The organism is Clostridium sp. Cult1, from assembly GCF_021655095.1.
Taxonomy (GTDB): domain Bacteria; phylum Bacillota; class Clostridia; order Tissierellales; family Tepidimicrobiaceae; genus Schnuerera.
Window position 1 is genome coordinate 1102480 of sequence record NZ_PPXW01000001.1, and the last position, 24693, is coordinate 1127172.

A 24693-nucleotide genomic window follows, 5' to 3' on the forward strand; every position below is an offset into this window, starting at 1 on the left:
CTGGTTTGAATAAAAATTCAAGTCCTTCTATTCCTCCTGATAGAGTAACAGATCTAATATCCAATATTATTATTAATACTAATAATAGAGGTATTAATATCTTGGAATACTTTTCAATTCCTTTTTCTACACCAGCAGCTACTATATAGGCAGTAATAGCCATAAAAATAATTTGCCAAATAATTGGTCTAATAGGATCAGAAATGAATCCAGTAAAATAATCTCCAACTTCTCCAGCACTAAGGCCTGCAAATTTATTGCCAATAGCACTAAATATATATTCCAATGTCCATCCAGCTACAACGCCGTAAAATGATAAGATTAAAAAAGCCGCTCCTACTCCAAGAACTCCACTAATATACCACTTGCTTTTAGGTGCCAAAGTCTGATAAGACCCTATAGCATCTTTTTGTCCTTCTCTACCTATAATAAATTCAGCAATCATGACAGGAATACCTATTATTGCAACACATAACAAATAAACGACTAAAAATGCTCCTCCTCCATATACTCCAGTAATATAGGGAAATCTCCAAATATTACCTAGCCCTACTGCAGAGCCTATAGCTGCGGCTAATAAACCAAAGCTACTTGCGAAGCCTTCTCTCTTGACTTCGCCTTGCTTAACTCTGTTATCCATTAATATTCCCCCTTTATATTTTAATTTTTTGATTATTAAGAATATAACCTTTTTATCGGGAAATGTCAAGGAATATTCGGAATAGTCAAAATATTAACAAACTTATTGGAGTTTCTTTCTGCTTTCTGAAAATATAGAAAATAGTAAAACCTAGCCAAAGGCTAGGTTAGATAATAGATATGGCGGAGAGAGAGGGATTCGAACCCTCGGTACAGGATAGCCTGTACAGTGGTTTTCGAGACCACCACCTTCAACCTCTCGGACATCTCTCCGGAATTTTTGAAATGTAATGTTAGAAATAAAACAAAATATATTAGATCACTTACTTCTTATTTGTTTAAAAAAACTGGTAAGTATACTACTACATTTATCTTCTAATATTCCAAACTCTACTTCTACTTTATGATTAAAATAAGGGTTATCTAATAAATTGATTACAGAGCCACAGCAACCTCTTTTAGAATCTTTTGCCCCTATTACTAAGCGTTCTATTCTAGAGTTTATTATGGCCCCTGCACACATGCTACAAGGCTCTAAAGTAACATACATGGTACAGCCTACTAATCGCCATCCGCCTAAATAATTGCTGGCTTCTCTAATAGCAATTATTTCAGCATGTGCAGTAGGATCTTTCAATGTCTCCCTCTTGTTATATCCTTTGCTTATTACCTTACCATCATGAACAATAACAGCACCTACTGGTACTTCATAGGTGCTAAAGGCTTTGCATGCTTCTTCTAATGCTAAACCCATATATATTTCATCCATAAATGATCACCAAATAAAATATGGTGCACCCGAGAGGAGTCGAACCCCCGACACACGCCTTAGGAGGGCGCTGCTCTATCCTTCTGAGCTACGGATGCACATCGAGTACTCACGTTAATATATTTTACAACATTTTTTTGCAGTTGTCAATATAGCCAAGCTGCAAGTTTATACCTAGATTCCATTAGGTTTTATTGATATGCTGAATAGAGTTTATTAAATATACTGATAAAGAAAACTTTTATACTTCTCAAAATCCTAATAATTAAATTTTCTTTTTTTACACCTTTATGAACTATCAAGTCTATTTCATCCAATATTTCACCATTGATGGATAAAATTAATTTCCCGACTTTATCCATGGGTTTTAGTGGTAACTTTAAATTCTCATCTATTAATACATCCTTGTCTATATGGTTTCCATTATTAATAATTTTACTAAACTTTTTAGAAGGGTATATCTCTATTTCTTTATCTTTGCTCTTAGGCATATAAACCATGCCGATAGGAGCATTTTCATTGGCTAATATTTTTTTAGAATAATTCTTAAGTCCATATAGAACTAATTTCTCACTTATTTCTTTCCTTTTCTCTTCACTTTTAGTTCCCATTACTATAGAAATTAATCTTAAATCTTCAGTTTCTATATAATCTCCTTCAATATTAATAGTTGATACTAGACAATGACCTGCTTTATTTGTAAATCCTGTCTTTAGCCCATCAATACCTTTTATTTCATTTAATAATGGGTTAGTGTTTTCTTCTTTATAATCTCTATCAACCAATTCTATATATGGTATAGTAGTTATAGATAATACTTCTGGATATCTATTTATTATATATCTAGATAGTTTAAATATATCTTCAGTACTCATCTTATTTTGAAAGTCTCCTTCTGGTAAACCAGTAGAATTTACAAAAAAAGCACTGTCTAATCCAATTTTTATAGCTTCATCGTTCATTATTTGGACAAAAGCTTCTTCTGTTCCAGCCACATATTTGGCTAAAGCATAGACAGCATCGTTAGCAGAAACTACTAGGGCTGCTTTTAATAGTTCATCTACAGTAAATACCTCTCCTACCTCTAATTTTAAGCTGGATCCCTTTATATTAGGTACATCTTCATCTATATAGACTTTATCATCTAATGATATTAAACCCCTTTCAACATGTTCCATAACTATTAAATAGGACATTAATTTACTTATACTAGCAATTTCTATAGGTTCTATAATATTGTATTCCTCCAGTATTTCTCCTGTTTCATAATCTCCTAATAGATAAGCCCTTACTTCTTCTTCAATACCAACAGAAGCTACAACTATGGAGTTTAATATTAATATAAATAATAAAGATAAAATAATTCCTTTGAAAACTTTTTTCATAACGATTTTCCCCTTTTTTTATTTATTATTGGCTTTTAATGAATATAAAAGAGTAACAATTATAACCTCCTATCTATATAATATATTAGGCTAAATACAAGATTATTAAAAGGAGGTTTTAACATGACTGATCTACAGAGAAGAGGCGGTTTCTGGGATGGTGACGATTCTAGTTTACTATTTTTCTTCCTGCTATTAGTAATACTATTTGGCGGATTTGGCGGTAAGAGATATTAAGACTAAAATGGAGGGTAATGAACCCTCCGTTTTTATTTACCATAGAGCCATATATTAGTTTTATCCTTAAAAGATGTATTTGTTACTTCTTCACAAATTTTTATAAAGTCTTCTGTTGTTCCATTATAAAACTTATATTTATTATAATACTTACTTAATATGTCGTATAATGTTTCCATTCCAAATTCCTCTTTTATATTATTTAGAAAAATAGCCCCTTTAACATATACCAATAATCCATAATCATCCCATCCTTTGAAATCAGCTAATGATTTGACTATAGCATCAGAGACTATATATTCTTTCCCATATTCATAAGGTATTTTACAGGTATAATTATAGTAGTTTCGGCCTTCCTTTTCCCCATATTTATTATTAATGTATATTACCTCAGAATAGGTGGCTAAAGATTCGTCTAACCAAGCTTCATCTATTTGATCATTGCCAACAACACCATACCACCACTGATGAGCTGTTTCATGAACTATTACTTTTTCTAAAGGATCTTTAAAATTTGGACTATAATAATCTTTGCTTATAAAGACAATACCTGGATATTCCATACCAGTAGGAAATTCAGTCATCACTATAGAATAGACTCCATAGGGGTATTTACCAAATAGTTCATTGAATATTTTTATACTATCCTTCCCCACTTCTAAAGCATAATCTGCTATATTAGGTTTATCTTCTAGAGCATAAACTCTGATTATAGTATCTCCTATATGGGATTCCTTTGTTAAAAAATTAGGACTAGCTACCCAGGCAAAATCCCTAATCAGTTTTCCTTCAATTTCATAGATCTTTTTATTGCCTTTTACCTTTTCAGAAAGAATATTGCCGCTAGCTGCAACTATTATATCTTTAGGCACAGTAATGGTTATATGATAACTACTAATATTACTATAGAAGGGATCTCCTAGACTATAATAAGGATCAAGGTTCCACCCTGATTCATCATATACACAGGCTATTGGATACCAATTGCCAAAATTATATACATTTTCTCCAAATCCAAATCTATCCACATTCATCGGAAGTTTAACATTAAATTTAATTTCTATTTCGACTTTTTCTCTGGACTTTAAAATGCTTGGTAAATTCAATTTTAAGATGGTATCTCCTATTCCACCTATCCTATAATCTATTTCTTTTTTCCCTATTTTTATTTTTTCTATCTCCATATGGCCTGGTATGAACTTATCTTTGGATAAGTTTTGCCCATCAAATAGTATCGGAGCTGTTTCTGTAGACTTATAAGCATTAGGGTAGAGATGAAAAAATACTTTATCTAAATCTTTTCCCGTATTATTCACATATGTTACCTTTTGATGGGCTGAATAAACCCTATTAACTGGATCAAAATCTACCTTTATATTATAATGATCTATCTCATTTAAATCAATACCATTATAATCCTCTACTACTAAAGTTGGAATCTGGGTAGGACTCCCTGAACAACCAGATAAACTGACGATTAAGGCAAATATTAATATGATAGATATGCCCTTTTTAATTCTCAAATTTCCACCTCCAAGTATATTCCTTTTCTATTATATTCTATATTTTAAATGAAATATTATAACCTATATAATAAGATTAGAATCCTATAGAATAAAAAAAGAACTCTTATAAAAAAGAGTTCTTTTATGATCATAATCTATTTTATTGACTTTATCTTCCTATTCGTTCTAAATTTTTAGCATATGGTCTTAATGCTTCTGGAATTATTATGCTACCATCTTCTTGTTGATAGTTTTCCAATAAAGCTGCTAATGTCCTACCTACTGCCAACCCAGAACCATTTAGTGTATGAACATACTCTACCTTATTATTGTCTTTCCTTCGATATCTTAAATTGGCTCGTCTAGCCTGATAGTCTTGAAAATTACTACAGGACGAAATTTCCACATATCTACCATAGCTAGGCATCCATACCTCTAAATCGTAAGTTTTTGCTGACGAAAATCCTAAATCTCCTGTGCTAAGCATTACTACCCTATAAGGTAATCCTAATCTTTGTAAAATTTCCTCTGCATTATTTGTAAGTTTTTCTAATTCATCGTAAGAGTCCTCTGGTAAAGAAAACTTGACTAATTCTACTTTGTCAAATTGATGATTCCTTATTAAACCTCTAGTATCCCTTCCAGCAGAACCTGCTTCTTGTCTAAAACAGGGTGTATATGCAGTAAAATATATAGGAAGCATATCTTCTTCTAATATCTCATCCCTATATATATTGGTAAGGGGTACTTCTGCAGTTGGTACTAGAAAATAATCTTTACTTGGAATATAGAACATATCCTCTTCAAATTTAGGTAATTGACCAGTACCTATCATACTATCCCTATTTACCATAAATGGAGTTGAAACTTCAGTATATCCATGGTCCGTCGTATGCATATCAATCATAAAGTTGATTAGAGCTCTCTCAAGTAATGCTCCAGCTCCCTTAAATAAGGAAAACCTAGCTCCAGTTAGTTTAGAAGCCCTTTCAAAATCTAAAATATCTAGATCAGAACCTATATCCCAGTGGGCTTTTGGTTCAAAATCAAAATTTGTAGGTTCTCCCCATTTTCGAATTTCTATATTGTCTTCATCTGTCTTACCCTCTATAACTGACTCATGAGGAGTATTTGGAATATGGAGTAACAAATCCTTCAATTCTAAATCTATATCCTTCACTTCTGCATCCATTTCTTTTATTTTAGATGATAATTCTTTCATTTCTGTCAATAGGGCTGAGGGGTCTTTGCCCTCCTTCTTTAGTTTTGGAATTTCCTTTGATACAGAGTTCTGTTTAGACTTCATTCCTTCAACTTCAGCTAATAGACTTCTCCTTTTTTCATCTAGTTCTAATACTTTGTCAATAGGATAATCTCCATGCCTCTTTTCTAAGGCTTTTACCACTTCTTCTGGATTTTTTCTAATTCTTCTAATGTCCAACATATCTATCGCCTCCAATCATTATTAATTAAAAAAACTCTCAATCCCTAAATAGTTAGGGACGAGAGTATTCCCGCGTTGCCACCCTAGTTAACCTTTTGGTTCACTCTTGGTATTAAAAAGCTCAGGGCTGGATTCAATAACTAGCCTTACCAATTTCCACCTACCATTGGCTCTCTAAGAAGACTTCATTATCTACTAGGTCCCTTCATAGCACTATATGAATTTTAATAAGTAGTATATCACATTTTCAAAAAATTATCAATTATTTATAGATAAAATTATTATCTATGATAATTTTTGTAATAATTGCTATAAAATGCAGCTGGTTTTGGCTTGTTCTTTATATCCTAATATTTTTAATATATATTTATATATATTTTCATCATTAAGTATTAGGCTGCATAAATGACAACTATGGGTGAATTCAATATCTTTTAATTCATCAATAAAAGGACTTTCAGAAATAAGTTTGCCTAGACCTTGTGGTCCCCAACGGTCTATAAAATTAAATAGTGGATTAGAATCCCTATTTGCAATAATTGTATCATATGATTCTTTCTTCAAGTTTCCTAAAAATAAAAAACCCGTTTTATTACCTAAAGTTGCATTACAACAGGAATAAACCCTTCCTGCACTATCAATGTGGTGATCCCTTATTTCACAATAATTAGGCAATAAGTTTAAATCGTTTAGATATTTAAACTTTTCAATTGTTAATTTAGTAGCTGCACCCCAAGGAAACATTGGTGAAACCACAATGTGAACATTATCCTTTTTGAAATGTTTATATATCTTTTCAATTCTTTCTCCTTCTTCTTTGCTAGCAGCTGTTATATTGATTGTAATTGCAATACCTAATTTTAAACAGGCTCTAACTAAATTATAGATAATTTCTTTATCAATGAATTCAAGATGATATATATCTGAGCTAGCAATTATACAATTTAATCCTGGAAAGCTTTTTAATATATCTTCAGCCTTCTCTTCTGTTGAAGCCCAATAACCATTGGTAACTACTGTTGTTATTAAACCTACCTTACTTCCATGATATATATAAGTTCTTAAACTTTTTTGTAAAAAAGGCTCTCCTCCAACAAAGACAATATGTTTTGATTCACGGGAATTTGCTATCATGGATATCCAATTTATAATTTCCTGTGGATCTGGATCAGGTAACACAGTTCCATCTCTCTCTGAACAATGTCTACATTTAATATTGCATTTATCAGTTATACTTATATAGACTGAACTAAAAGACTTTGCAAATTTTTTATAAAAATCTTTGTCCTTTTCGATTTCTATACCCCCTTAAGTAAGAGTTTCATATTGAATTCTTTAATAACCAAACTCATCCCATCCATATAGATCAATATATCCTCTAAAAACACCACCGCATTCCTCAATATAATTGCATTTTCTACATACTTTTCCCTTTGTCTTTAATTTATTCGTAAACTCTGAGAAGTCATCAACTACTTTATCTCCATAAAACATTTTGTAATTTGACCATTTTAGCTGATAATTCTCATAACCTTTAATTCTACAGAATGGAAAAACATCGAAGGTCAATCCTTTCTTTGCTCCAAGCACCTTTTCAAAAGCCTCCGCAACATACTCATCTACTTCAGTAAAAGTTGGCGTTACCATCTTCATATTTCTAGCAGCTGTTCCTATATTTCTTAAGGCGGAAATATTGATATGGTCTACATCTAATTCGATTAACATCTCTACTATTTCTGGTAACTGATGATAGTTTAGCTTATTAACTACTGTGTTGGTTCTAACGGGCATATTATTCTTCTTCAAATTCTTTATTGTTTTAATTATCTTATCAAAGCTTCCATCCACCAAAGATATACTATCTTGTACCTCTGAACTGGCTCCATGTATTGATATAATGAAATAATTTACTCCATTATCTAATGTTCTTTTCAAAAATTCAGTATCTGATAGATTAGAACCATTGGTTTCAATAATTACTCTGCTAAAATTATAGGACTTTATCTTCTCTAAGATCTCAAAAAAGTCTTTTCTAACTGTAGGTTCTCCTCCCCAAAGTGCTACACCTTCATAATTATTTGTTTTATTCATATCTAATATTTTAAATATATCTTCTAATATTATGCTTTCACCTTTTTTAGATGGGTTATCTACAGAACAAAATATACATTTATAGTTACATATATCGGTTAGATAAATACCCATAACATCACTTGGTATATCCACTTAAGCTACCCCCCTTTCCTAATATTGATACAAGAAGTACTACTGGTATTTTTTACTTAATTCTTCAATGCCAGAGACAACAATATGGATTATTTTTTCCACTTCATTAGAATTGATAATTAAGGGTGGAGCAATATGGATGTATTCCTTAATCACTCTGGTATATAGGCCCTTTTTCAAGAAATATTCCGACAAGAAATTTTGAACTTCTCTATTCATTTTTGATGAATCTATTTCTATACAGATTAAAAGGCCTATTCCACGAATATCCCCTATGTATGGATTTCCGTCTAACCTTTTATTTATTCCATCTATAAGAAGATTACCCATTGCTTTAGCATTTTCAGGTAATTTATGATCAATCATAAATTTTATATTGGCTAATGCAGCAGCACAACTTACAGGATGTCCTGAATAAGTAAATCCTTGAGGCAAAAATGCATTGTCTGGTATTCTATTGCTAATGCTTTTCTTCATAGCTACAGCACCTAAAGGAGCATAACCTGAAGTTAGACCTTTTGACATAGTAATAATATCTGGCTCTACTTGAAAATTTTCAATTCCAAATAACTTACCCGTTCTCCCAAAGCCTGTTAATACTTCGTCAATTATTAGTAGAACATTATATTTATCGCAAATAGACCTGATTTTTTGCCAATATTCTTTAGGAGGTATAGCTACTCCTGAGTTTGCAGAAATAGGTTCCGCTATAAATGCAGCAACGGTTTCAGCTCCATTTTCAAGAATTATTTTTTCTAAATCATCTGCACATATATATCCACACCGATCAGGTTCATATTCACATCGATAACAATAGGGATGCGTAGTCTTCACAATGCCTTCAGGTGTAGGTCCAAAAGATTTACTAATAATATCATAACCAGAAACGGATAAAGCAAATAGGGTACTTCCATGATAGGAACCATGTCTTGCTATGATTTTGTCTTTTTTTCTATTTCCTGTCATTTTATGATATATTCTTGCAAACCTTAAGGCTATCTCTACGGCTTCTGATCCACCGCAAGTAAAATAAACCCTATCCATATGTCCAGGTAATATAACACTTAGTTTTTCAGCTAATTCTATTGCTTTTGTGTTTGTAAATCCTTCTGATGATAAAGCATATTCTAAATCATCATACTGATTTACAATCCCCTTAATAATATCAGGTTGCCTATGGCCTGAATTGACCACCCATGCTCCTGATAATCCATCTATATACCTCTTACCATCTACGTCAATTAAGTAACAACCTTCACCTTTCTCAAATACTATAGGTCCCCCTGAATCTAATACCTTCTTCCGGCTAGCTCCAAATTGCCATAAGTGTTCTAGAGCCTTTCTTTGTATTTCTCCCATGGCTTTATCACTCCTAATGTACTAACTTATTTTTACCTTATCAATATTTACGGAAAACATAGTATGGAAATATTGATTTAGCTCTTGTGTTATCTTTTCATCCTTGATTTTTAATCTATTGTATAATTGTAAAAAAGGTATTTGTAAAAGTGATGAAAGATACAATACTGGACTGGGCTTAATTTTAGCTAAGCCTTTTTTAAGCCATTCTATTGCATTTTCATCCTTGCCATTATCTAAATTAATCAAGGCTAGTATGCAATAAGGCATTATGAAAAAAGATTGAGGTTTCTCTGTTTTTTGGATTTCGATCATAGCTTTTGCTTCATCTTCTAATTCTTCCGGTGTACGGAAACAAGGAAGTAAATAATGAATCGTTTCATCTTCGCTTTCCATCTCTTTTTGTATTAATACACTAAAGAGAGAACGCAAAAAGTAGGCAGGCCAATGCTTGGAATTTATGCTTATAGCCTTATCACAACTATTCAAAATTTCTTCGTAGTAATCAAATATTTCCATCTGAGATCCTATCTTACTAAGCATTTCGCTAATATGTAATGCCCTATAGAACCAATAATCAGCGTCTTTTTGATGATTTTCAGATGCATCAAGTAGTGATGAAAATACATCTTCTCCCTTGTCTAATCTAACTAGTAATCGAATTGCATTGTACATTTCTTGATCTTTAATATTTAAACATCTCAATTTTTCACCTACTTTCAGATTTTATAAATGGATTTATCTAATAAATGTATATTATATCTTTCTCATTAAGGCATGTTATTTTCTTTGCCATTCCATAGATATTTAACATCTTCAATACAAGATATATCATAGCAAAACCCATTTTCAAAAGTATGGCCGTATACCCTTAAGTTTTCTTGGATACTTCTTTGAAAAATATCAGATAAAATTAATTCTTCATCTATATTCCCAATTCTACGGGCATTTTCCACTGTGTCTATTACTAAATTGAGAAAGTTATCTTCCCAAATAATAATATTCCATGTATTTTTAATTGAAGGGTTTTTAGGCTTGTCTTCTATTCTTTTGACTTTCCCTTCAATATCTACTATTACAGGTCCAAGTCTTTCAGGATGATCTGTAGGAAATATTCCAAGTGTTAGGTCTGAGGCTTTTCTCATATGGAACTTATATAGCTCTTTAAAGCAGTCATAGGGATAGACTATAGTATCGGGAAACTTCATGAAAACTGTACGTCCTTTTAAAAATGGTGCAGCTCCAGCTATTGCATAGGGAAGACCATACTCTTTCTTTTTGTTATCTTGGTAAACATAAGCACTATTTATTTTCATTTTTCCCACATAATAGTTATTGGTACATTTTACTAACGCATCTTTTTCATTGTTTACAGTAAAAATAATATCTTTAATTCCACCATATGCTAATGTTTGAATTGCATTCTCTATTAATAGAACCACATGGCTACCATCTTCTTTCGGTATATCAACTGGTATTAACTCTTTACTTAATTTAAAAGGTTTCATTCTCTTGCCTTTTCCACCTGCCGGAATATATCCTATAATAGATTTCATGGCAATACACTCCTTTGTGTTTTTATGCTCATTGAAAAGTTATTATGGGTAATTAATTATGATAAACTTCTAATGGGTCCATTTTCTTCCGATATTAGTAAGCCATAGAAAAAAGATTATTACCCATACTAGAACAATGGATCCTTGATATATTAAAAACTCATTATATGTCATTAGACTATTTAAAACCTCTGTTACCCCAATGCTAGGTATTAATACAAATAGCTTATGGGTCCATTCTGGTAAAAGCTTATATACTGAAACTATTAAAAAAAGACTTACCATAACTATTGAAGATATAGCAGAACCACTTTGAGAAGATTCTATCTTTAAACCAATTATAGCTCCTATTTGAACAAATATAATCCCACCAACTAACATAGGTATTAATAATGAAAAAACACTACTATTAAAACCTTCATTGATTAAATACACAGCAATTTGGGAGAACATGGAAAGTACTAAAATAGCAAATCCTTTAGCAAAAATGATTTGAGCAAAGTTTAATGGAGAACATAATAGAGCATCAATGGTTTTTGCTTCCCTTTCTTCAATTAAATTAGGTCCCGTTAACATGATACCAACCATTACCTGTGCAAATAGGATCCAAATTGATAGAAGTAAAAATTCTTGATCAGCCATTTTCATTGTTGCTGTAATAATCTTAGACATAAATATTGGCAATAAAACTACTGCTAATATTGCTGGGTTCCTCAAAAGGTTAATAATTTCGTGTTTTATAAGTATTAGTGTATTCCTCAACTTAATTCCCTCCCTGTTAATACTGCAAAAACGTCCGCTAGTGAATTTCCACTTGTATTCATACTAATCAATTTCCCTTGACTAGTTAATTGAGATATTAATTTTTCAGTTTCTGTGGCTCCAGATTCCAACCTTTTAATTGCAACACTATCATTGTCTACATATTTTATTTCGATTTCCTCTCTTAAATACTTGGACTTTAGTTCTGTGGGTTTTCCAATTGCTACAAGCTTTCCATTATGCATAATTCCAACACGATGACTTAATTCATCGGCCTCATGCATATCATGAGTAGTTAAAACTACTGTTGTTCCCTGTTCATTAAGTTTTTTAATATATTGACGAATCAAACTAGCTGTATTTGGATCTAGACCACTTGTTGGTTCATCTAGTATAAGAACTTTGGGTTTATGTAGCAAAGCTCTTCCTATTAATACTCTCTGTTTCCATCCTTTAGATAATTTTTCCACCTTCACATCTTGCTTATCACATAGCTGTAGATCTTCCATAACTTCATTGATGCGATCATCTTTCAAGCCGTACAACTCTGCAAATATCTTTAGATTATTTTTTATTGACGCTCTCATATAGAGGTTTGGTAATTCAAAAACAACGCCAATATCTTCATAAATTAGTTTTTTATTCTTTAATACATCAATGCCATTGACCCATATTTCTCCTTGATTTGGCTCTAGCAATCCAATAATCATTTTTATTGTTGTGGTTTTACCAGCTCCATTAGGACCCAAGAATCCAAATAGCTCCCCTTTTTCAATTGTAAAGGATATATCATCTACAACATTTTTGTGGTTATAAGTTTTCACTACATTCTTAAGAGTGATCAAGTTTTTACCCCCCTATATAATAGATTTTGTTATTTTATCATGTTTCAACATTGACTTTAATAATAGATATTTTAATCTTTCATAATATTACAATCTATTCTTTAGTGTATAAATCAATTAGTTCTTTAGAATTGTGATATTGTTTACAGGTATTACAAAATTCACCGGTCCTAAATTTATCATAGGAAGATTTCTTCCATAATGTTTCAAAGTTACTGTAGTAAAGGTTCCCAGCCAATGGCCGACTGCAAAAATAATCACAACAAGGATATATATTGCCATTTTTAGATACTACTGCAATAGGTGCATTATTAAAGCTACACTTTACCTCAAAGGGCCCCTCATAATCAACTCCCATTATTTTCATTCTTTTTTCAAGTTTTTTTAACACCTTTTGGAGCCAATTAAAATTCTTTCTTACCCATTTTTCTTTACCTAAAGGTAAACCAACCTTAAAACGGTTAACTTTATATTTTATAACCATTTCCTGTAAATCTTCTATTTGGTCTATATTTTCTTTTGTAATGGTAGTATTAAAGGCAATATTTACTCCATATTTAGAAGCATTTTCTAAATTTTTCAATAGTATATCAAATCTATAATTACTAGATATTTGTTTCATATTTTCTTCTGTAGCTCCATCTACTGAAAAAGATATTGCATCAACATTGTCATAGACTGTTAAACGATGATAATCAATTGGTATTGAGCCATTAGTCACTATTACAACCTTTTTATCCTTAAATATTCCTAAGATTTGATAGAAATTTTCATGGATTAGTGACTCTCCTAATCCACAAAAAGCTATATATTCAAAAAAATCTAAAGACTTCTTTAACTCTTGTATTTTTTCCATAGGTAAATCAGATGGATGCTTTACCAAACTACGGGCAACACAATAGCTACATGCTAAATTACATCTTGTTGTTATCTCAAATAGAGCCATTTCTGGTGGATTTTTATAAAAATCATTTTTAGTTTTCACTATTAGCTTCCTCACCTTCTATGGTTTCACATAAAACTTTCCTTCTAATGTTGATTGGTTTTTTTGATAATCCCTCCTGTAAAGCTATATAACTTTCTTGCATGGTTCCTCTCTCTAGATCTCCGGTGCTTAAATTGATCCATATTTGACCATGATAATAAGATGTTCCATTCCTTTGAACATTGGGATTATCTTTGTCCTGCATCTTAACCTGAGAATAGTCACAGTAATAGTCAAAAATAGCACAATATTTATTGTGGGCTTTCCCATACCCAGTAAATTTTAAATTGAATTTTCCATTTTTAAAGAAAGAGTTATTAGAATACATGCCGAGACCTATATTTGTCGATTCCATATGCTCTAACTCTTGTGGCTGAATTTTAATCCACTTATCTAGTTCCCATCCATTATTAGTAAAATTATAGGAATGAATATATGACAAATAGGTTTCAAAAGCTAGAATATCAAAGGTCTGCATAACTACTAAATAGCTAGATGGTAATTTGGGAAATAAACTATATTCTTTTTCTATGGATTGAAGACAGTTTTTATGATCTTCTCTGCTAATATTTAAATTAGTTCTAGTGTTAAGTCCTTCCAATTTCTCATTGGATAAGATAATATGTGATTGAAAAGTCTTATCCTTTATAAAAGTCCATTCCGTTTTTTGAGATTCTTTCTTTGGCATCCTATTTTCAAATCTAGCATTATGCCATGTATATGAAACATACATGATTGCATCTTCATATATTGCTTCGATTGTTCGCATATATTCAGAATTTAATTTTTGTAACTTATATACTCTACCTAAAGAGTTAAGATAATAATTCTCCATTTTTATCTTGAACTTTATTTGCTCTTTAGCTCTAAATTGGCTTTGTGCTACAAAAGGTGCTTCTAATATTTTTGTAAAATCTGTAAACATTTTGTTCCTCCTTCATTAAAAGTAAAGCATTATAAATCCCCTAATGACTCAACAACTTCTTTAGGTGAGGGTAATTGAATAATCTTATCTACGTACAAACTTTGCTTATGCTGTAGTTGAGTATAGGCATACTTGTCATATAAATAGGACCTTAATATATTGATTGTCTTATTTATTTGAAAAATTGAAGTCTGTAAAAATGTATCCGCATATTCATTGTTATCTAATAATTTTTTTAAAAAGCTATACCAACCAAAAGGAAATAACCTAAATGGATAAGCTATCTTTACATCATTCGCCATCTCCTGATACCAAGAAGGCATTTTCTTTAGCTGCTCTGACAATCTAGTAAAATTTACCAACTTATCATTTTGAAGTACAACTGCTGGGACTGTTGCATATACTGATTTTGCTAGAGTTGATGAAATAATGTTGGTCGTTAAAAATATATCAGAACCACTTAAAAATGTATTGAATTCATCTGGTTTTAGAAACTTAAAATGATGATATTTGATATTCTCATTTATTTCTATATTCCCCCAGCTTTTGGGACCAACATGAATAATGTTTATTTTCTCATCTAGCTGTAAAATATAATTAATAATTATACGAGGAATCCAATAAAGTAAATTTGTTAATGCTGGCAGCCTATTAACATTTAAGGTTTCCCAATTAGAATTAGCGATAAAAATGACTTTTTCTCCCTTTGGCTTAAAAATACGATTAAAATTCATTCTTTCTTCTTTGGTAATTGTTAATTTCTGATTATATAAATATGTGAATTTAACTCTTTTATCTGCCTTTTGAACCTTGTTTATTGGACAGTAACGGATAACAAAATCACATTGATTAATATAATCAGGAATTGTAGCTTTATACCCTCCATAATAATCTTGGACAAAATTTGTTGAATTAAATTCATAACTATCAAAACTCCCAAAAGGTACTCCATAAGTTTTAAAAACCTCCATGTTTAAACCAGTCCAAGTGTAAGAATACCATAATGTATATACATCAGAAGCTATAACATAATCAGGACGAAAATCCTTCATTAGCTTATCAGTAATCTTTCTGTTTCTAATCTTGTCATCTGTATCTGAGCCATTAATAGATTGTTCTAGTACAACATGCTTAATTTTATTTTCTTCCAGATACTTTGCGCCTTTAGAGGAAGTTAAAAAGCAAATATCAAATTCCTCTTTTGGTAATCCTTTGCAAAATTCAAAAGCAATAGTGAATTCACCTGATGATAAATGTCCCAGTGTGACAAATAATATTTTTTTCATAATCATCCCATTTCTATCAAATAATTAAATTTTATTGTATTGGAAAACATATATGGTTCAATGTCTTAACCTTTGTCGCTGCCAAATCCTCACCAGATCTCATTAAGCGATTTGAAAAATCTTTTAATGGTTTTCTAAAATAATCATTTAAATATCTAAAATTTACCGATTCTTGTATTGCATTTTTCTCAGCTTCTTCAATTAAAGCCAGGGCTTTCTTTGGATCATTTCTAGAAAATTTATAGTCAGCATAGATAATATAGGGCACTATAAAATATGGTTTTTTTTCCTTTGCTGTATTTTGGGAATTAATCATATCTTCTAGAGTCTTTACTAGTTCATTCTCATCTTGCATAATCTCTGGTAAGGCTAACAAAAGTATGGATTTGAACATTTTAACCAGCCAGAAACCAGGCTCAACTTTAAGCGCATGGTTATAAGCATCAATAATTAATTCTATTTTCTCTGCACTAATATTAGAATCAACAATTTTAGAAGTCACCAAAAAATTATAAAAACCAAAACTGAAGGCAGCATCAGGATCATTAGGATTTTTGTCATAATAATCTTTAAGTTGCTTGAAATTTTTTTCAACATCTATGGGCATATTAATCATTAAATTGATGGTTTTGATTAATTCCTCGTCTTTTTTAGTAATATACCTCATTGAAACCACCTATTCTTCATCAAAAAAATCATCATCTTCGAAGGTATCATATTCATCTAAATCAACGGTCTCATCAGGTGTATAAACTGCTGCATCTGCTGAGAAGTATTCTTCTATGTTTTCAGGAGTTAAATTTTCTATATCCTCAGGGCTTAGAGATTTAATTAGTATTTTTTGAACTTCGCTTAACTCATAGCCTTCTAATGCCTTATCTGGGTCTTCTATTAATTCTTCCTTAAAATCTGCATCTGATAAAAGTCTTAATATTACCATTTTTATTTCAGAATTATTTTCATTCATTCCTTTTAAATTTTTTTCTTTTGACATAATTAACATCCCCTTTTCTTATTTTTATTGGTTAATTTAATTTAGCTTTTAGTTATATCAATAAACTCCCTATGACTTCCCTCCTTCCACTTATTTAGAATAGTCCCTCTATAATTCTGTAAACATACTCAACTTCATCAAATTCTTTATTTTGTAAACCATTGATTTTCTTTAGATATATTCTGTTTTTTTCTGCAACTTCCCTGTAATTTCTTCCATTGATCTCATTATATTTATATATTTTAAAATTTCCTTGATAGCTAGATTTTGAAGATATAAAATTGTTCAAATTTCTTTTAAGCATCTTATCATAAGTAATTAGAGTCGGAACTAACTCGATTCCATAATTTTTTGGATAACGTCCAATCTTACTATTGGGTACAACAAAAAATTCATTTATTGTCATATAATTAATATATTCCTTATTTTTATTTATATATTTAATAGTTGCTTCAAAGTCTTCATCCCGTTCTTGAGGTAATCCTATTATTACTTCCAAATCAACTAAAATTCCAAGCTCATTACACCATTTCATAACCTGTTCTCCATGGGAAAGATCAATCTTTTTATCCACTAAATCAATTAGTTTTTGGCTGGCTGTTTCAAAACCAAAAACAAGTTTACGGCAGCCTGCCTCTTTTATGAGTTTTAACCTTTCAAAAGTCATATTGTTAAAGCGAGCACAATCTGACCATTTAATATTAATATTTTTATTAATTATCTGTTTACAAAATTCGTCTATGAATTTACCAGAAGCATTAGTTGCGTTATTAAAAAAATAAAAATAGTTGGTATCATACTTCTCCATTAGATAAGAAATATCTTCTATTACCTTATTAACATCCCCTATGATCACCTTTTTTCTAACTTCATCGCTTTCTGAACAAAAGGCACATGCATATGGACAACGATAATTAAAAATATATGGTAATACTAATTTTGTTGTATATTCAGGGTTGTTTTGTTTCTTTCTTACATTGTTAACATATTGACTTAGATAGAAAGGCCATTTAAACAAATGTATGTCGTTTTCTTTTTCAGAATTCAAATCTTTCTTAGTATCATCATTGGACCTTTTTATGAATGAGTAGTATGGTTCCATATTTAAATTTAACCAATTAGGCCTAATAACACATGGTTCTTGTTCTGGATTTTCATAAATTTCTCCATTCTTTATATAAATTAAACCATTTAAATCATAAATAGATTTATTGCTTGTCTTGTTTAATATATGAATCAATTCTTCCATAACTACTGCACCAGGTCCCTTTATTACATATTTAAAATTATTAAGTACTGTTTCAATAAGTTCCTTAAAGGTATCTTTAAAAATTGTTATATAACTTATATTATTACCACCTATAACAACGGGTATATTGTATTTTCTTTCAATATACTTGCCTATTATAAAAGCACTATGAAGCTGGAAAAAAGAAAAATCTGCACCACATGAGATACCAACTATATTAGAATCGTCAAATGAAATTTCTCTTAAAATATATTCAGCAAACTGCTCTATTTCTGAATGGGTATCTCCATTAATATAGGACAAAATTATATCTTTATGATATATAAAATTAAATTTATCTTTTGGCTCCTTATAGGCATGGAAAGAGTTGATATTTAGATCATATAACTGGACATCAAAACCCTTTTGCTTCAGATATCCCCCTAGGGTACCTAAACTTAATGGTGGAAGATATGTATAATTTTCAAATTGAATTCCCTTTTCACTAGGTGCTAATAAAAACGTTACTTTTTTTATCAATCGTAAAACCTCCTTACTTAATCCATATATAACCACTATAATAATATAAGGAAATTACATTCATAAATTCTATTAGATTTCATTTTAATATTAAATCTTCAATTATTTTTTCAACATTAGGTAACTCACTTATCATATCTCTATATTCTAATGTTTTTTGCTTTAATGAATCTCTTATAGATTGGTTTTCTACTAACCGGTTAATTGTTTCAACTGCTATTATGGTATCAAACTGCTCAATAGAAATAAATGTGTTTACATATGGATTATTCTTAATTACTGGTGATAAAAACTTATACCACCCCACTGGAAACATCCTATAGGGATAACTTCTGTCTAGCTTTCCAATTATATTTTTTGTATAACCTGTAAGTTCAAATGGTATTTTTTCCATGCTTAAAGGTCTTTTTTTTGAAAAATAAATAGAGTTCTCAAAATTAACAGATGGTATTCCTGATAAAACTGCTCTAGCTAAGGAAGTTGACACAATATTTCTTGATATAAAAAGATCTGTAGCAAGTAAATGTTGATCAAAAATTTCTGGTAATAATGGTTCTTTATACATAATCTCATCTTCTTCTAGTTGGGAAAAATAACCTTTAGCTCCAATACACAATACGGTATGATCTTTAGCTAGTTGTTTCATTACATAATAGAAAACCTTATTGCTGGCTTTAACAAAAGCATCAACATCTGGATACTGTTTATAGGATTCTTGCCAAGTAGCATGGGTAAATAAAATTAGCTTTTTGTTAGTTGGTAATCCAAGTTTTTGTTTCCATTTATCTGTAGCATCTTCTTTGTAGGGTAATAAATTATTAGTTAGGCTATAATGATAAGTATTTTCACGTATTCCATTCTTTGGATTAACAATAGGGCAAGGACATAGGCTAAATCCATATCGCCTAATATCTATTTCTCCAAACTTTTTTGCTTTAAATCCATATGTATCCATCTTATTTGATGTAATTGCCCAATCAAAGTTATCAAAAGTCCCAAGCTTGCCTGAGAAGATGGATAAATCTTCAGGTGTTAATCCATAGTGCCTCTCACAAAAATTGTAATTTAAAAAGTCAGCCAATATTATTAATTGCGGATTTAATCTGTGCTCTAAATCTACTAGTAATATCCTATTTATTTTCCCATGCCTTGGTATTAATGTAGTATAGTTGAATCCATACCTTTTAATTATATTGTCATGAGAAGGTGGAATTAAAAAATATGGTTTATATCCAGCATTTTTTACACGAAGAGCAAATTCACATGCAATAGTAATCTCTCCATATGCCCAAAAGCTAGTGACTATAAAAAGTATAACCATAAACTTTACTCCTTTTAATCCCCAATAGCATAAAATTCATCCCAACCATAAAATTCAAGATACTCCTTATAAACACCACCGCAGGTCTTTCTATATATACAAGCCTTACACACATCTCCTTGACGCTTAGTTTCTTCTTCCATAAAATCTGCATAATCTTCAATAATGAAATTATGAAAAAGTAACTTAAAATGGATATCATCCCATTGTATCTGATACTTTTCATATCCCTTAACCATACAAGGTGGAAATCCTTCTAAAGTAACTATCTTATTCATAGCAACACATTCATCTACCATCCTAAAAACTTCAGGCATAATAGCTGAATATTGTGGAGTTACCCTATGGAAATTTTGATATGCCTTACCTACTGGATGCATGGCAGAAATATTTATATGGTCAACTTCACATTTTATAATTAATCGGGCAATATCAACTAAACTATCTACATTCCCTTTATAAACAACGGTATTAGTACGAACCTTCCCACCAAGGGATTTTACATTTCGAATACCTTCTATGGTTTCATTGAAACTACCTGGCTCTTGTGTCACAAAATCATGTTGTGTCTCATCCTTCCCATGTAAAGATATTACAAATAATTTTACACCATAATCATACAATCTCTTAGCATATTGGTAATCAGCTAGTTTTCGGCCATTTGTCTGTAGGCTTACTTCTTTATAGCCTAGTTCTTTAATTTTTATAAGAATTTCTTCAAAATCCTCTAGTACAGTTGCTTCACCACCATGAATATTGACAGATTCGTACCCCTTGTTTGAATTTTCCTCTAAAAATTTATATAAAACCTTTTTATTTACTCCTTCCCGTCTATCCTTATGGGAATTTACTACACAAAAGATACAGGAGTTGTTGCACTGATCCGTTAAATGTACACTTATTGCCTTCATTTTTCAAATCTCCTCTTTTTAGTATTTATTCAACTATGCTCATTAAATTTTTGGTAAGCTTGCATTCTAAACAAAAATCTTGGCTATGGAGTAATGATACTGCCCTATCCCTCCAGATATCATCAAAATATTTCTCATAGATATTACCTATCTTTTTGTTTTGATTCATGCCATTACAACAGGAGAACATATCTCCATTAATTCTAATATTAGGAATTATACTACCATTTGCATTGCAGTTTAGACGATAAAAATTGTTAAAAATTATATTATATTTTTTAGCAGATTCAGCTGCTTGTCTTATTCGTTTTCTTATTAAACTTTTATTTTTTAAAACAAATTCTTCATCTCCAATTGGTAGTTCATAATTTACTGCCTGTAAATTGTATTTCCATGCCAGCTCAACTAGTTTGGGAATTTCATCTATATTACTTTCATTTATAGTTGTATTGATTATTCCTATTATATTGGGATATTTTCTTAAATTTGTTATATTATTTTCTAAAACTTTAAAATTATAAGATCTACAAATAGATTCCATTTTTTCTTCTGTTGTGGCATCTATTGAAAAAACTAATAATTCTACATTTCCTTCACGATTTAATTTGTCATAGTTAATAGGAACGGCTCCATTGGTAATTATGGATATTTTGAATGACTTTAGTTTGAAGATTGCTTCATAAAGATTTGGAAAACAGAAGGATTCCCCCATACCACATATTACAATTTTTTTGATCCCCTTTAGGTGTTCTAATAATCTATCTAAATTTTCAAGAGTTAAATCTTTTGGATTATTCTTATCCCTGGTACAATAAGTACAATCTAATTGACAACGGGTAGTTACTTCTATTGAAACAGTTTGAGGCATATTGCTGGCAATCTTCCTAACTGGTTCAATATATTTTTCAATAAATCCCTTATTATATTTAGAATTATTCATAATCAGTCAACCCTTTTCATTACCTGGGTTATGAAATAGTCGTACATACTAGGGTTATCCAACAGTTCACAGCATATTTCACAATCACTGGTAAACTCCCTTTCTTTTAATTCTTTAGCATATGGACTTTCTAAGAATAATTGGGCTATACCCTTAGGTCCGTATTTATGAATATACTTATATACTTCTTTTTCTTTAAACTTCTTAAGCATGTCCGATAGTCTTTCTTCATTTATATTTCCTAAATGAAGATATTGAGTTTCTTTGGAACGGGCAGCTTGACAACAGGCATCCATTTTCCCATCAACATCTATAAAGTAATTCCCTATTCCACAATAATTTGCAATTCGCCGTGGATTTTTGAAAAGCTTGGAACGCTTTATCTTTTTTGAATCCTCCCCATCAAAAGGCATAGCCTTTACAGGATGTATTAAAATCCTATTACGATACTCTTTATATAATTCATTAATTACTTTAACTTCTTCACTTTCCACATAGGTTACATTGACATTAACAAACTTACCAGTAGCTAGGCCTGCTTCTATAGCATTTTTTACTATTTGTGCATCAATATACTCTAAATGATATTTATCAGAGCTAATAATCAATCCCATTAAATCAGGCATCTCTTCTAATACAGCAATTCCTTCTTCAACGGTTTTTGCCCATAAACCATTGGTAACGACACCTGCATACATCCCTAACTCCCCTAGTTTTCTTACATAGGAGTTGAGTTCTTTCCTTACAATAAATGGTTCTCCACCAACCAAATGCACAGCTTTAATGCCAGAATCATTTAATTGCTCAATCCAGTTAATTACATCTTCATAATCTGCATCAATTAGATCTATATCATCATTCATTACGATACAGTGGCGACAAGCAGCATTACATCTGTTTGTAATACTTATGTAAACGCTAGAAGTTATTATTTTCATAAGTTCATTTTGACTTAGCCCCTTACTAAACCCCTTTGAATTCTCTAACATAGAAAATCTCCTTCCCTTTATATTTATTAACTAAATTCTAATCTACAATTTGAAAGGAATTTACAATCTACACAAGCTGCACCAGTTTGAAATTCTTTATATTCATTAGAGGTCCAAATTTCACTAAATTTTTGATTAAATAGATTTCCTAGTTTCTTATTAGTATATAAGGTTTCAGAACATGGAAAGATATCGCCATTTATAGAAATATAGGGAGTAATCCATTTTAAATAGATACAACATGTTTCAAAAGGATCAACAAAATATATACCATTTTCAGTGGCTTTTTTTGATGCCATTGAAAGAATGTCTTTTAATTCCTCCTGGTTTTCCTTAATATATGCCTCTTTTCCCCTTGGCAGTGAAAAGTGAATAGTGTCAAATTTATACCGAGCAGCAAAACCAACTAATTTAAGAACCTGGCAGGTATTGTATTCATTCAATGTACAGTTTAGTACCCGTTGAATCCTTCTCCTTGTTTTTCTATAATAGAGTTCATATTCTTCAAAGTTCTTAATTAAATTTCCAAAATTATAATTTCTGCTTATTCTATTTATTTTTTCTTTATCAATAGCATCTACGGAGAATATCAGCATTTCGACATTATAATTCTTGTTTAGTTTTTCAAAATCAATGGGTACCGTACCATTAGTAACTATACAAAACTTCTGTTCTTTAAACTCTTCAATTATTTTATAAATCTCCGGATATAAAAAACTTTCACCAATACCACAAATAATAATTCTATCGAATTTGTCAATCTCCTTATCAATCTGTTGTATTAACTCCTCTGATATATCTATATTCCCAACTTGTTGAGCCTTTCTCGTACAATAGACACAGTCCAGATTACATCTCGTAGTAACCTCTATAGATAGAACCTTAGGTATGTTTTTTAATGCCTGGCGAATTCTCATTTAATATCCTTCCTTCCATTTCATAAAAAAGTAACATCTTCATTTCCATAAATAAATCCTATGGATTTTATCAATATCAAATATTCTAGTATATTGTAGTTAACTAAATTTTTAGAGTATTTAAGTTTGCATAAAATTTATAATATAGAATTACTAAACTGGTTCATGGCTTTTGATTCTAATGGAAAGTATATGGAACTGATTGTCTTAATTGATTTGGCTAATTCAAAATCTTCAGATCTATAAAGGCAATAATAGAATTCTTTTATTGGTATAAAGATGTGAGGGTTGAAATAAAGATAATTAATTGGTTTTAGTGGCACTTGTTTTAATCCATCGTCCAAATACTTTTTGGCAAGAGCCATATCTTTTTTTTCGTACCAATATTCCGAATAATAGATATAGGGCAATATAAAATATGATTCCTTTTTAATCGATTTACTTTGTGCTTCTAGCATCCACCTAATCGTAGTTTTAAAATCCTCTTCTTTTCTCATCTTTTGTGGCAACTTAATATATAACAAGATTTTTAATAAACGGACAAACCAATCGTTTGGTCTAATCTCTAATATTTCATCATAGATTTTAACTACATCAAGTATACCTGTATTTGCTAAATCTTCCCCCTGAATGATATGGGTAATTTCATAATATCTTAGAAAACCATAAGAAAGCATCAATTCATAATCCTTTGGTTTTTCTATATTTCTTTTTCTAATTTCTTCAAAAAAATGAATTTGTCTTTCAGGAAGCTTCATAACCATATTAATTGCTTGTACAATATTTATATGTAAATCGTTTAAAAATTCTACCCTTTGCACCCCCTTGAAATTATTTCATTATATTTATTAAAAGTAAATATATTTACTTTGTAGTATTATATCCTATTTTTTTGGATGAGTCAATACTCTGTATTTTAAGTTCCAATTA

The 24693-nt window shown here is 30.6% G+C and carries 24 protein-coding genes, 2 tRNA genes and 1 other annotated feature; all 26 genes read right to left on the reverse strand.

Annotated features, from left to right (window positions below; translation table 11 throughout):
* The coding region (locus tag C3E89_RS05400) for a sodium-dependent transporter (protein ID WP_236911453.1) at positions 1-640 on the reverse strand (640 nt) is incomplete at its 3' end.
* A 180-nt stretch (positions 641-820) separates the two neighbouring features.
* Positions 821-912 (reverse strand) — tRNA-Ser (locus tag C3E89_RS05405).
* Positions 913-958: 46 nt separating this feature from the next.
* Positions 959-1408 (reverse strand): tRNA adenosine(34) deaminase TadA, encoded by a 450-nt coding sequence (tadA, locus tag C3E89_RS05410; RefSeq protein WP_236911454.1) that lies wholly within the window; start codon positions 1406-1408, stop codon positions 959-961.
* A gap of 21 nt (positions 1409-1429) precedes the next feature.
* Positions 1430-1506 (reverse strand) — tRNA-Arg (locus tag C3E89_RS05415).
* Between the two features lie 93 nt (positions 1507-1599).
* Entirely contained in the window at positions 1600-2793 is a 1194-nt protein-coding gene (locus C3E89_RS05420; RefSeq protein ID WP_236911455.1) for a D-alanyl-D-alanine carboxypeptidase family protein, read from the reverse strand.
* A gap of 269 nt (positions 2794-3062) precedes the next feature.
* Complete coding sequence (locus tag C3E89_RS05425) at positions 3063-4553, reverse strand: M1 family metallopeptidase (RefSeq protein WP_236911456.1); 1491 nt, start codon at positions 4551-4553, stop codon at positions 3063-3065.
* Positions 4554-4704: 151 nt separating this feature from the next.
* Positions 4705-5979 (reverse strand): serine--tRNA ligase, encoded by a 1275-nt coding sequence (serS, locus tag C3E89_RS05430; RefSeq protein ID WP_236911457.1) that lies wholly within the window; start codon positions 5977-5979, stop codon positions 4705-4707.
* 51 nt (positions 5980-6030) lie between these two features.
* Positions 6031-6197: a binding site (T-box leader), on the reverse strand.
* Positions 6198-6288: 91 nt separating this feature from the next.
* Positions 6289-7281, reverse strand: a complete 993-nt coding sequence (locus C3E89_RS05435; protein ID WP_336512960.1) for a radical SAM protein — start codon at positions 7279-7281, stop codon at positions 6289-6291.
* A 33-nt stretch (positions 7282-7314) separates the two neighbouring features.
* Entirely contained in the window at positions 7315-8205 is an 891-nt protein-coding gene (locus C3E89_RS05440) for a radical SAM protein (protein ID WP_236911459.1), read from the reverse strand.
* A 39-nt stretch (positions 8206-8244) separates the two neighbouring features.
* Positions 8245-9564, reverse strand: coding sequence for an aminotransferase family protein (locus C3E89_RS05445; RefSeq protein WP_236911460.1), 1320 nt, complete (start codon positions 9562-9564; stop codon positions 8245-8247).
* A gap of 21 nt (positions 9565-9585) precedes the next feature.
* Positions 9586-10269, reverse strand: a complete 684-nt coding sequence (locus C3E89_RS05450; protein ID WP_236911461.1) for a hypothetical protein — start codon at positions 10267-10269, stop codon at positions 9586-9588.
* Positions 10270-10334: 65 nt separating this feature from the next.
* A complete protein-coding gene (locus tag C3E89_RS05455; protein ID WP_236911462.1) occupies positions 10335-11120 on the reverse strand; it encodes a sugar phosphate nucleotidyltransferase in 786 nt (261 codons plus the stop codon).
* Positions 11121-11189: 69 nt separating this feature from the next.
* Positions 11190-11882, reverse strand: coding sequence for an ABC transporter permease (locus C3E89_RS05460; RefSeq protein ID WP_236911463.1), 693 nt, complete (start codon positions 11880-11882; stop codon positions 11190-11192).
* Positions 11879-12727: an ABC transporter ATP-binding protein gene (locus C3E89_RS05465; RefSeq protein WP_236911464.1), complete on the reverse strand. Its 849-nt coding sequence runs from the start codon at positions 12725-12727 to the stop codon at positions 11879-11881. The genes C3E89_RS05460 and C3E89_RS05465 overlap by 4 nt, the downstream gene beginning before the upstream one ends.
* 94 nt (positions 12728-12821) lie before the next feature.
* Positions 12822-13712, reverse strand: a complete 891-nt coding sequence (locus C3E89_RS05470; RefSeq protein WP_236911465.1) for a radical SAM/SPASM domain-containing protein — start codon at positions 13710-13712, stop codon at positions 12822-12824.
* On the reverse strand, positions 13702-14637 hold the full coding sequence (locus C3E89_RS05475; RefSeq protein ID WP_236911466.1) for a hypothetical protein: 936 nt from the start codon (positions 14635-14637) through the stop codon (positions 13702-13704). Before C3E89_RS05475 ends, C3E89_RS05470 begins: the two co-directional genes overlap by 11 nt.
* Positions 14638-14666: 29 nt before the next feature.
* Positions 14667-15923 (reverse strand): DUF6365 family protein, encoded by a 1257-nt coding sequence (locus tag C3E89_RS05480; protein WP_236911467.1) that lies wholly within the window; start codon positions 15921-15923, stop codon positions 14667-14669.
* Positions 15924-15954: 31 nt separating this feature from the next.
* A complete protein-coding gene (locus C3E89_RS05485) occupies positions 15955-16590 on the reverse strand; it encodes a hypothetical protein (protein ID WP_236911468.1) in 636 nt (211 codons plus the stop codon).
* A gap of 9 nt (positions 16591-16599) precedes the next feature.
* Positions 16600-16917, reverse strand: a complete 318-nt coding sequence (locus C3E89_RS05490) for an Os1348 family NHLP clan protein (RefSeq protein ID WP_236911469.1) — start codon at positions 16915-16917, stop codon at positions 16600-16602.
* A gap of 94 nt (positions 16918-17011) precedes the next feature.
* Entirely contained in the window at positions 17012-18685 is a 1674-nt protein-coding gene (locus C3E89_RS05495; protein ID WP_236911470.1) for a B12-binding domain-containing radical SAM protein, read from the reverse strand.
* A gap of 79 nt (positions 18686-18764) precedes the next feature.
* Positions 18765-20006, reverse strand: coding sequence for a DUF6365 family protein (locus C3E89_RS05500; RefSeq protein WP_236911471.1), 1242 nt, complete (start codon positions 20004-20006; stop codon positions 18765-18767).
* A 14-nt stretch (positions 20007-20020) separates the two neighbouring features.
* Positions 20021-20917 (reverse strand): radical SAM protein, encoded by an 897-nt coding sequence (locus C3E89_RS05505; protein ID WP_236911472.1) that lies wholly within the window; start codon positions 20915-20917, stop codon positions 20021-20023.
* A gap of 25 nt (positions 20918-20942) precedes the next feature.
* A complete protein-coding gene (locus tag C3E89_RS05510; protein WP_236911473.1) occupies positions 20943-21857 on the reverse strand; it encodes a radical SAM protein in 915 nt (304 codons plus the stop codon).
* 2 nt (positions 21858-21859) lie between these two features.
* A complete protein-coding gene (locus C3E89_RS05515; RefSeq protein WP_236911474.1) occupies positions 21860-22846 on the reverse strand; it encodes a radical SAM protein in 987 nt (328 codons plus the stop codon).
* Between the two features lie 26 nt (positions 22847-22872).
* A complete protein-coding gene (locus C3E89_RS05520; RefSeq protein ID WP_236911475.1) occupies positions 22873-23763 on the reverse strand; it encodes a radical SAM/SPASM domain-containing protein in 891 nt (296 codons plus the stop codon).
* Between the two features lie 137 nt (positions 23764-23900).
* A complete protein-coding gene (locus C3E89_RS05525) occupies positions 23901-24584 on the reverse strand; it encodes a hypothetical protein (protein ID WP_236911476.1) in 684 nt (227 codons plus the stop codon).
* Positions 24585-24693 lie beyond the last annotated feature (109 nt).

Bases quoted from the DNA above. Each gene is read 5' to 3' on its own strand.
- tadA (WP_236911454.1), bottom strand. From the start codon at position 1,408: ATGGATGAAATATATATGGGTTTAGCATTAGAAGAAGCATGCAAAGCC.
- C3E89_RS05420 (WP_236911455.1), bottom strand. From the start codon at position 2,793: ATGAAAAAAGTTTTCAAAGGAATTATTTTATCTTTATTATTTATATTA.
- serS (WP_236911457.1), bottom strand. From the start codon at position 5,979: ATGTTGGACATTAGAAGAATTAGAAAAAATCCAGAAGAAGTGGTAAAA.
- C3E89_RS05445 (WP_236911460.1), bottom strand. From the start codon at position 9,564: ATGGGAGAAATACAAAGAAAGGCTCTAGAACACTTATGGCAATTTGGA.
- C3E89_RS05455 (WP_236911462.1), bottom strand. From the start codon at position 11,120: ATGAAATCTATTATAGGATATATTCCGGCAGGTGGAAAAGGCAAGAGA.
- C3E89_RS05475 (WP_236911466.1), bottom strand. From the start codon at position 14,637: ATGTTTACAGATTTTACAAAAATATTAGAAGCACCTTTTGTAGCACAA.
- C3E89_RS05480 (WP_236911467.1), bottom strand. From the start codon at position 15,923: ATGAAAAAAATATTATTTGTCACACTGGGACATTTATCATCAGGTGAA.
- C3E89_RS05485 (WP_236911468.1), bottom strand. From the start codon at position 16,590: ATGAGGTATATTACTAAAAAAGACGAGGAATTAATCAAAACCATCAAT.
- C3E89_RS05490 (WP_236911469.1), bottom strand. From the start codon at position 16,917: ATGTCAAAAGAAAAAAATTTAAAAGGAATGAATGAAAATAATTCTGAA.
- C3E89_RS05500 (WP_236911471.1), bottom strand. From the start codon at position 20,006: ATGGTTATACTTTTTATAGTCACTAGCTTTTGGGCATATGGAGAGATT.
- C3E89_RS05505 (WP_236911472.1), bottom strand. From the start codon at position 20,917: ATGAAGGCAATAAGTGTACATTTAACGGATCAGTGCAACAACTCCTGT.
- C3E89_RS05510 (WP_236911473.1), bottom strand. From the start codon at position 21,857: ATGAATAATTCTAAATATAATAAGGGATTTATTGAAAAATATATTGAA.
- C3E89_RS05515 (WP_236911474.1), bottom strand. From the start codon at position 22,846: ATGTTAGAGAATTCAAAGGGGTTTAGTAAGGGGCTAAGTCAAAATGAA.
- C3E89_RS05520 (WP_236911475.1), bottom strand. From the start codon at position 23,763: ATGAGAATTCGCCAGGCATTAAAAAACATACCTAAGGTTCTATCTATA.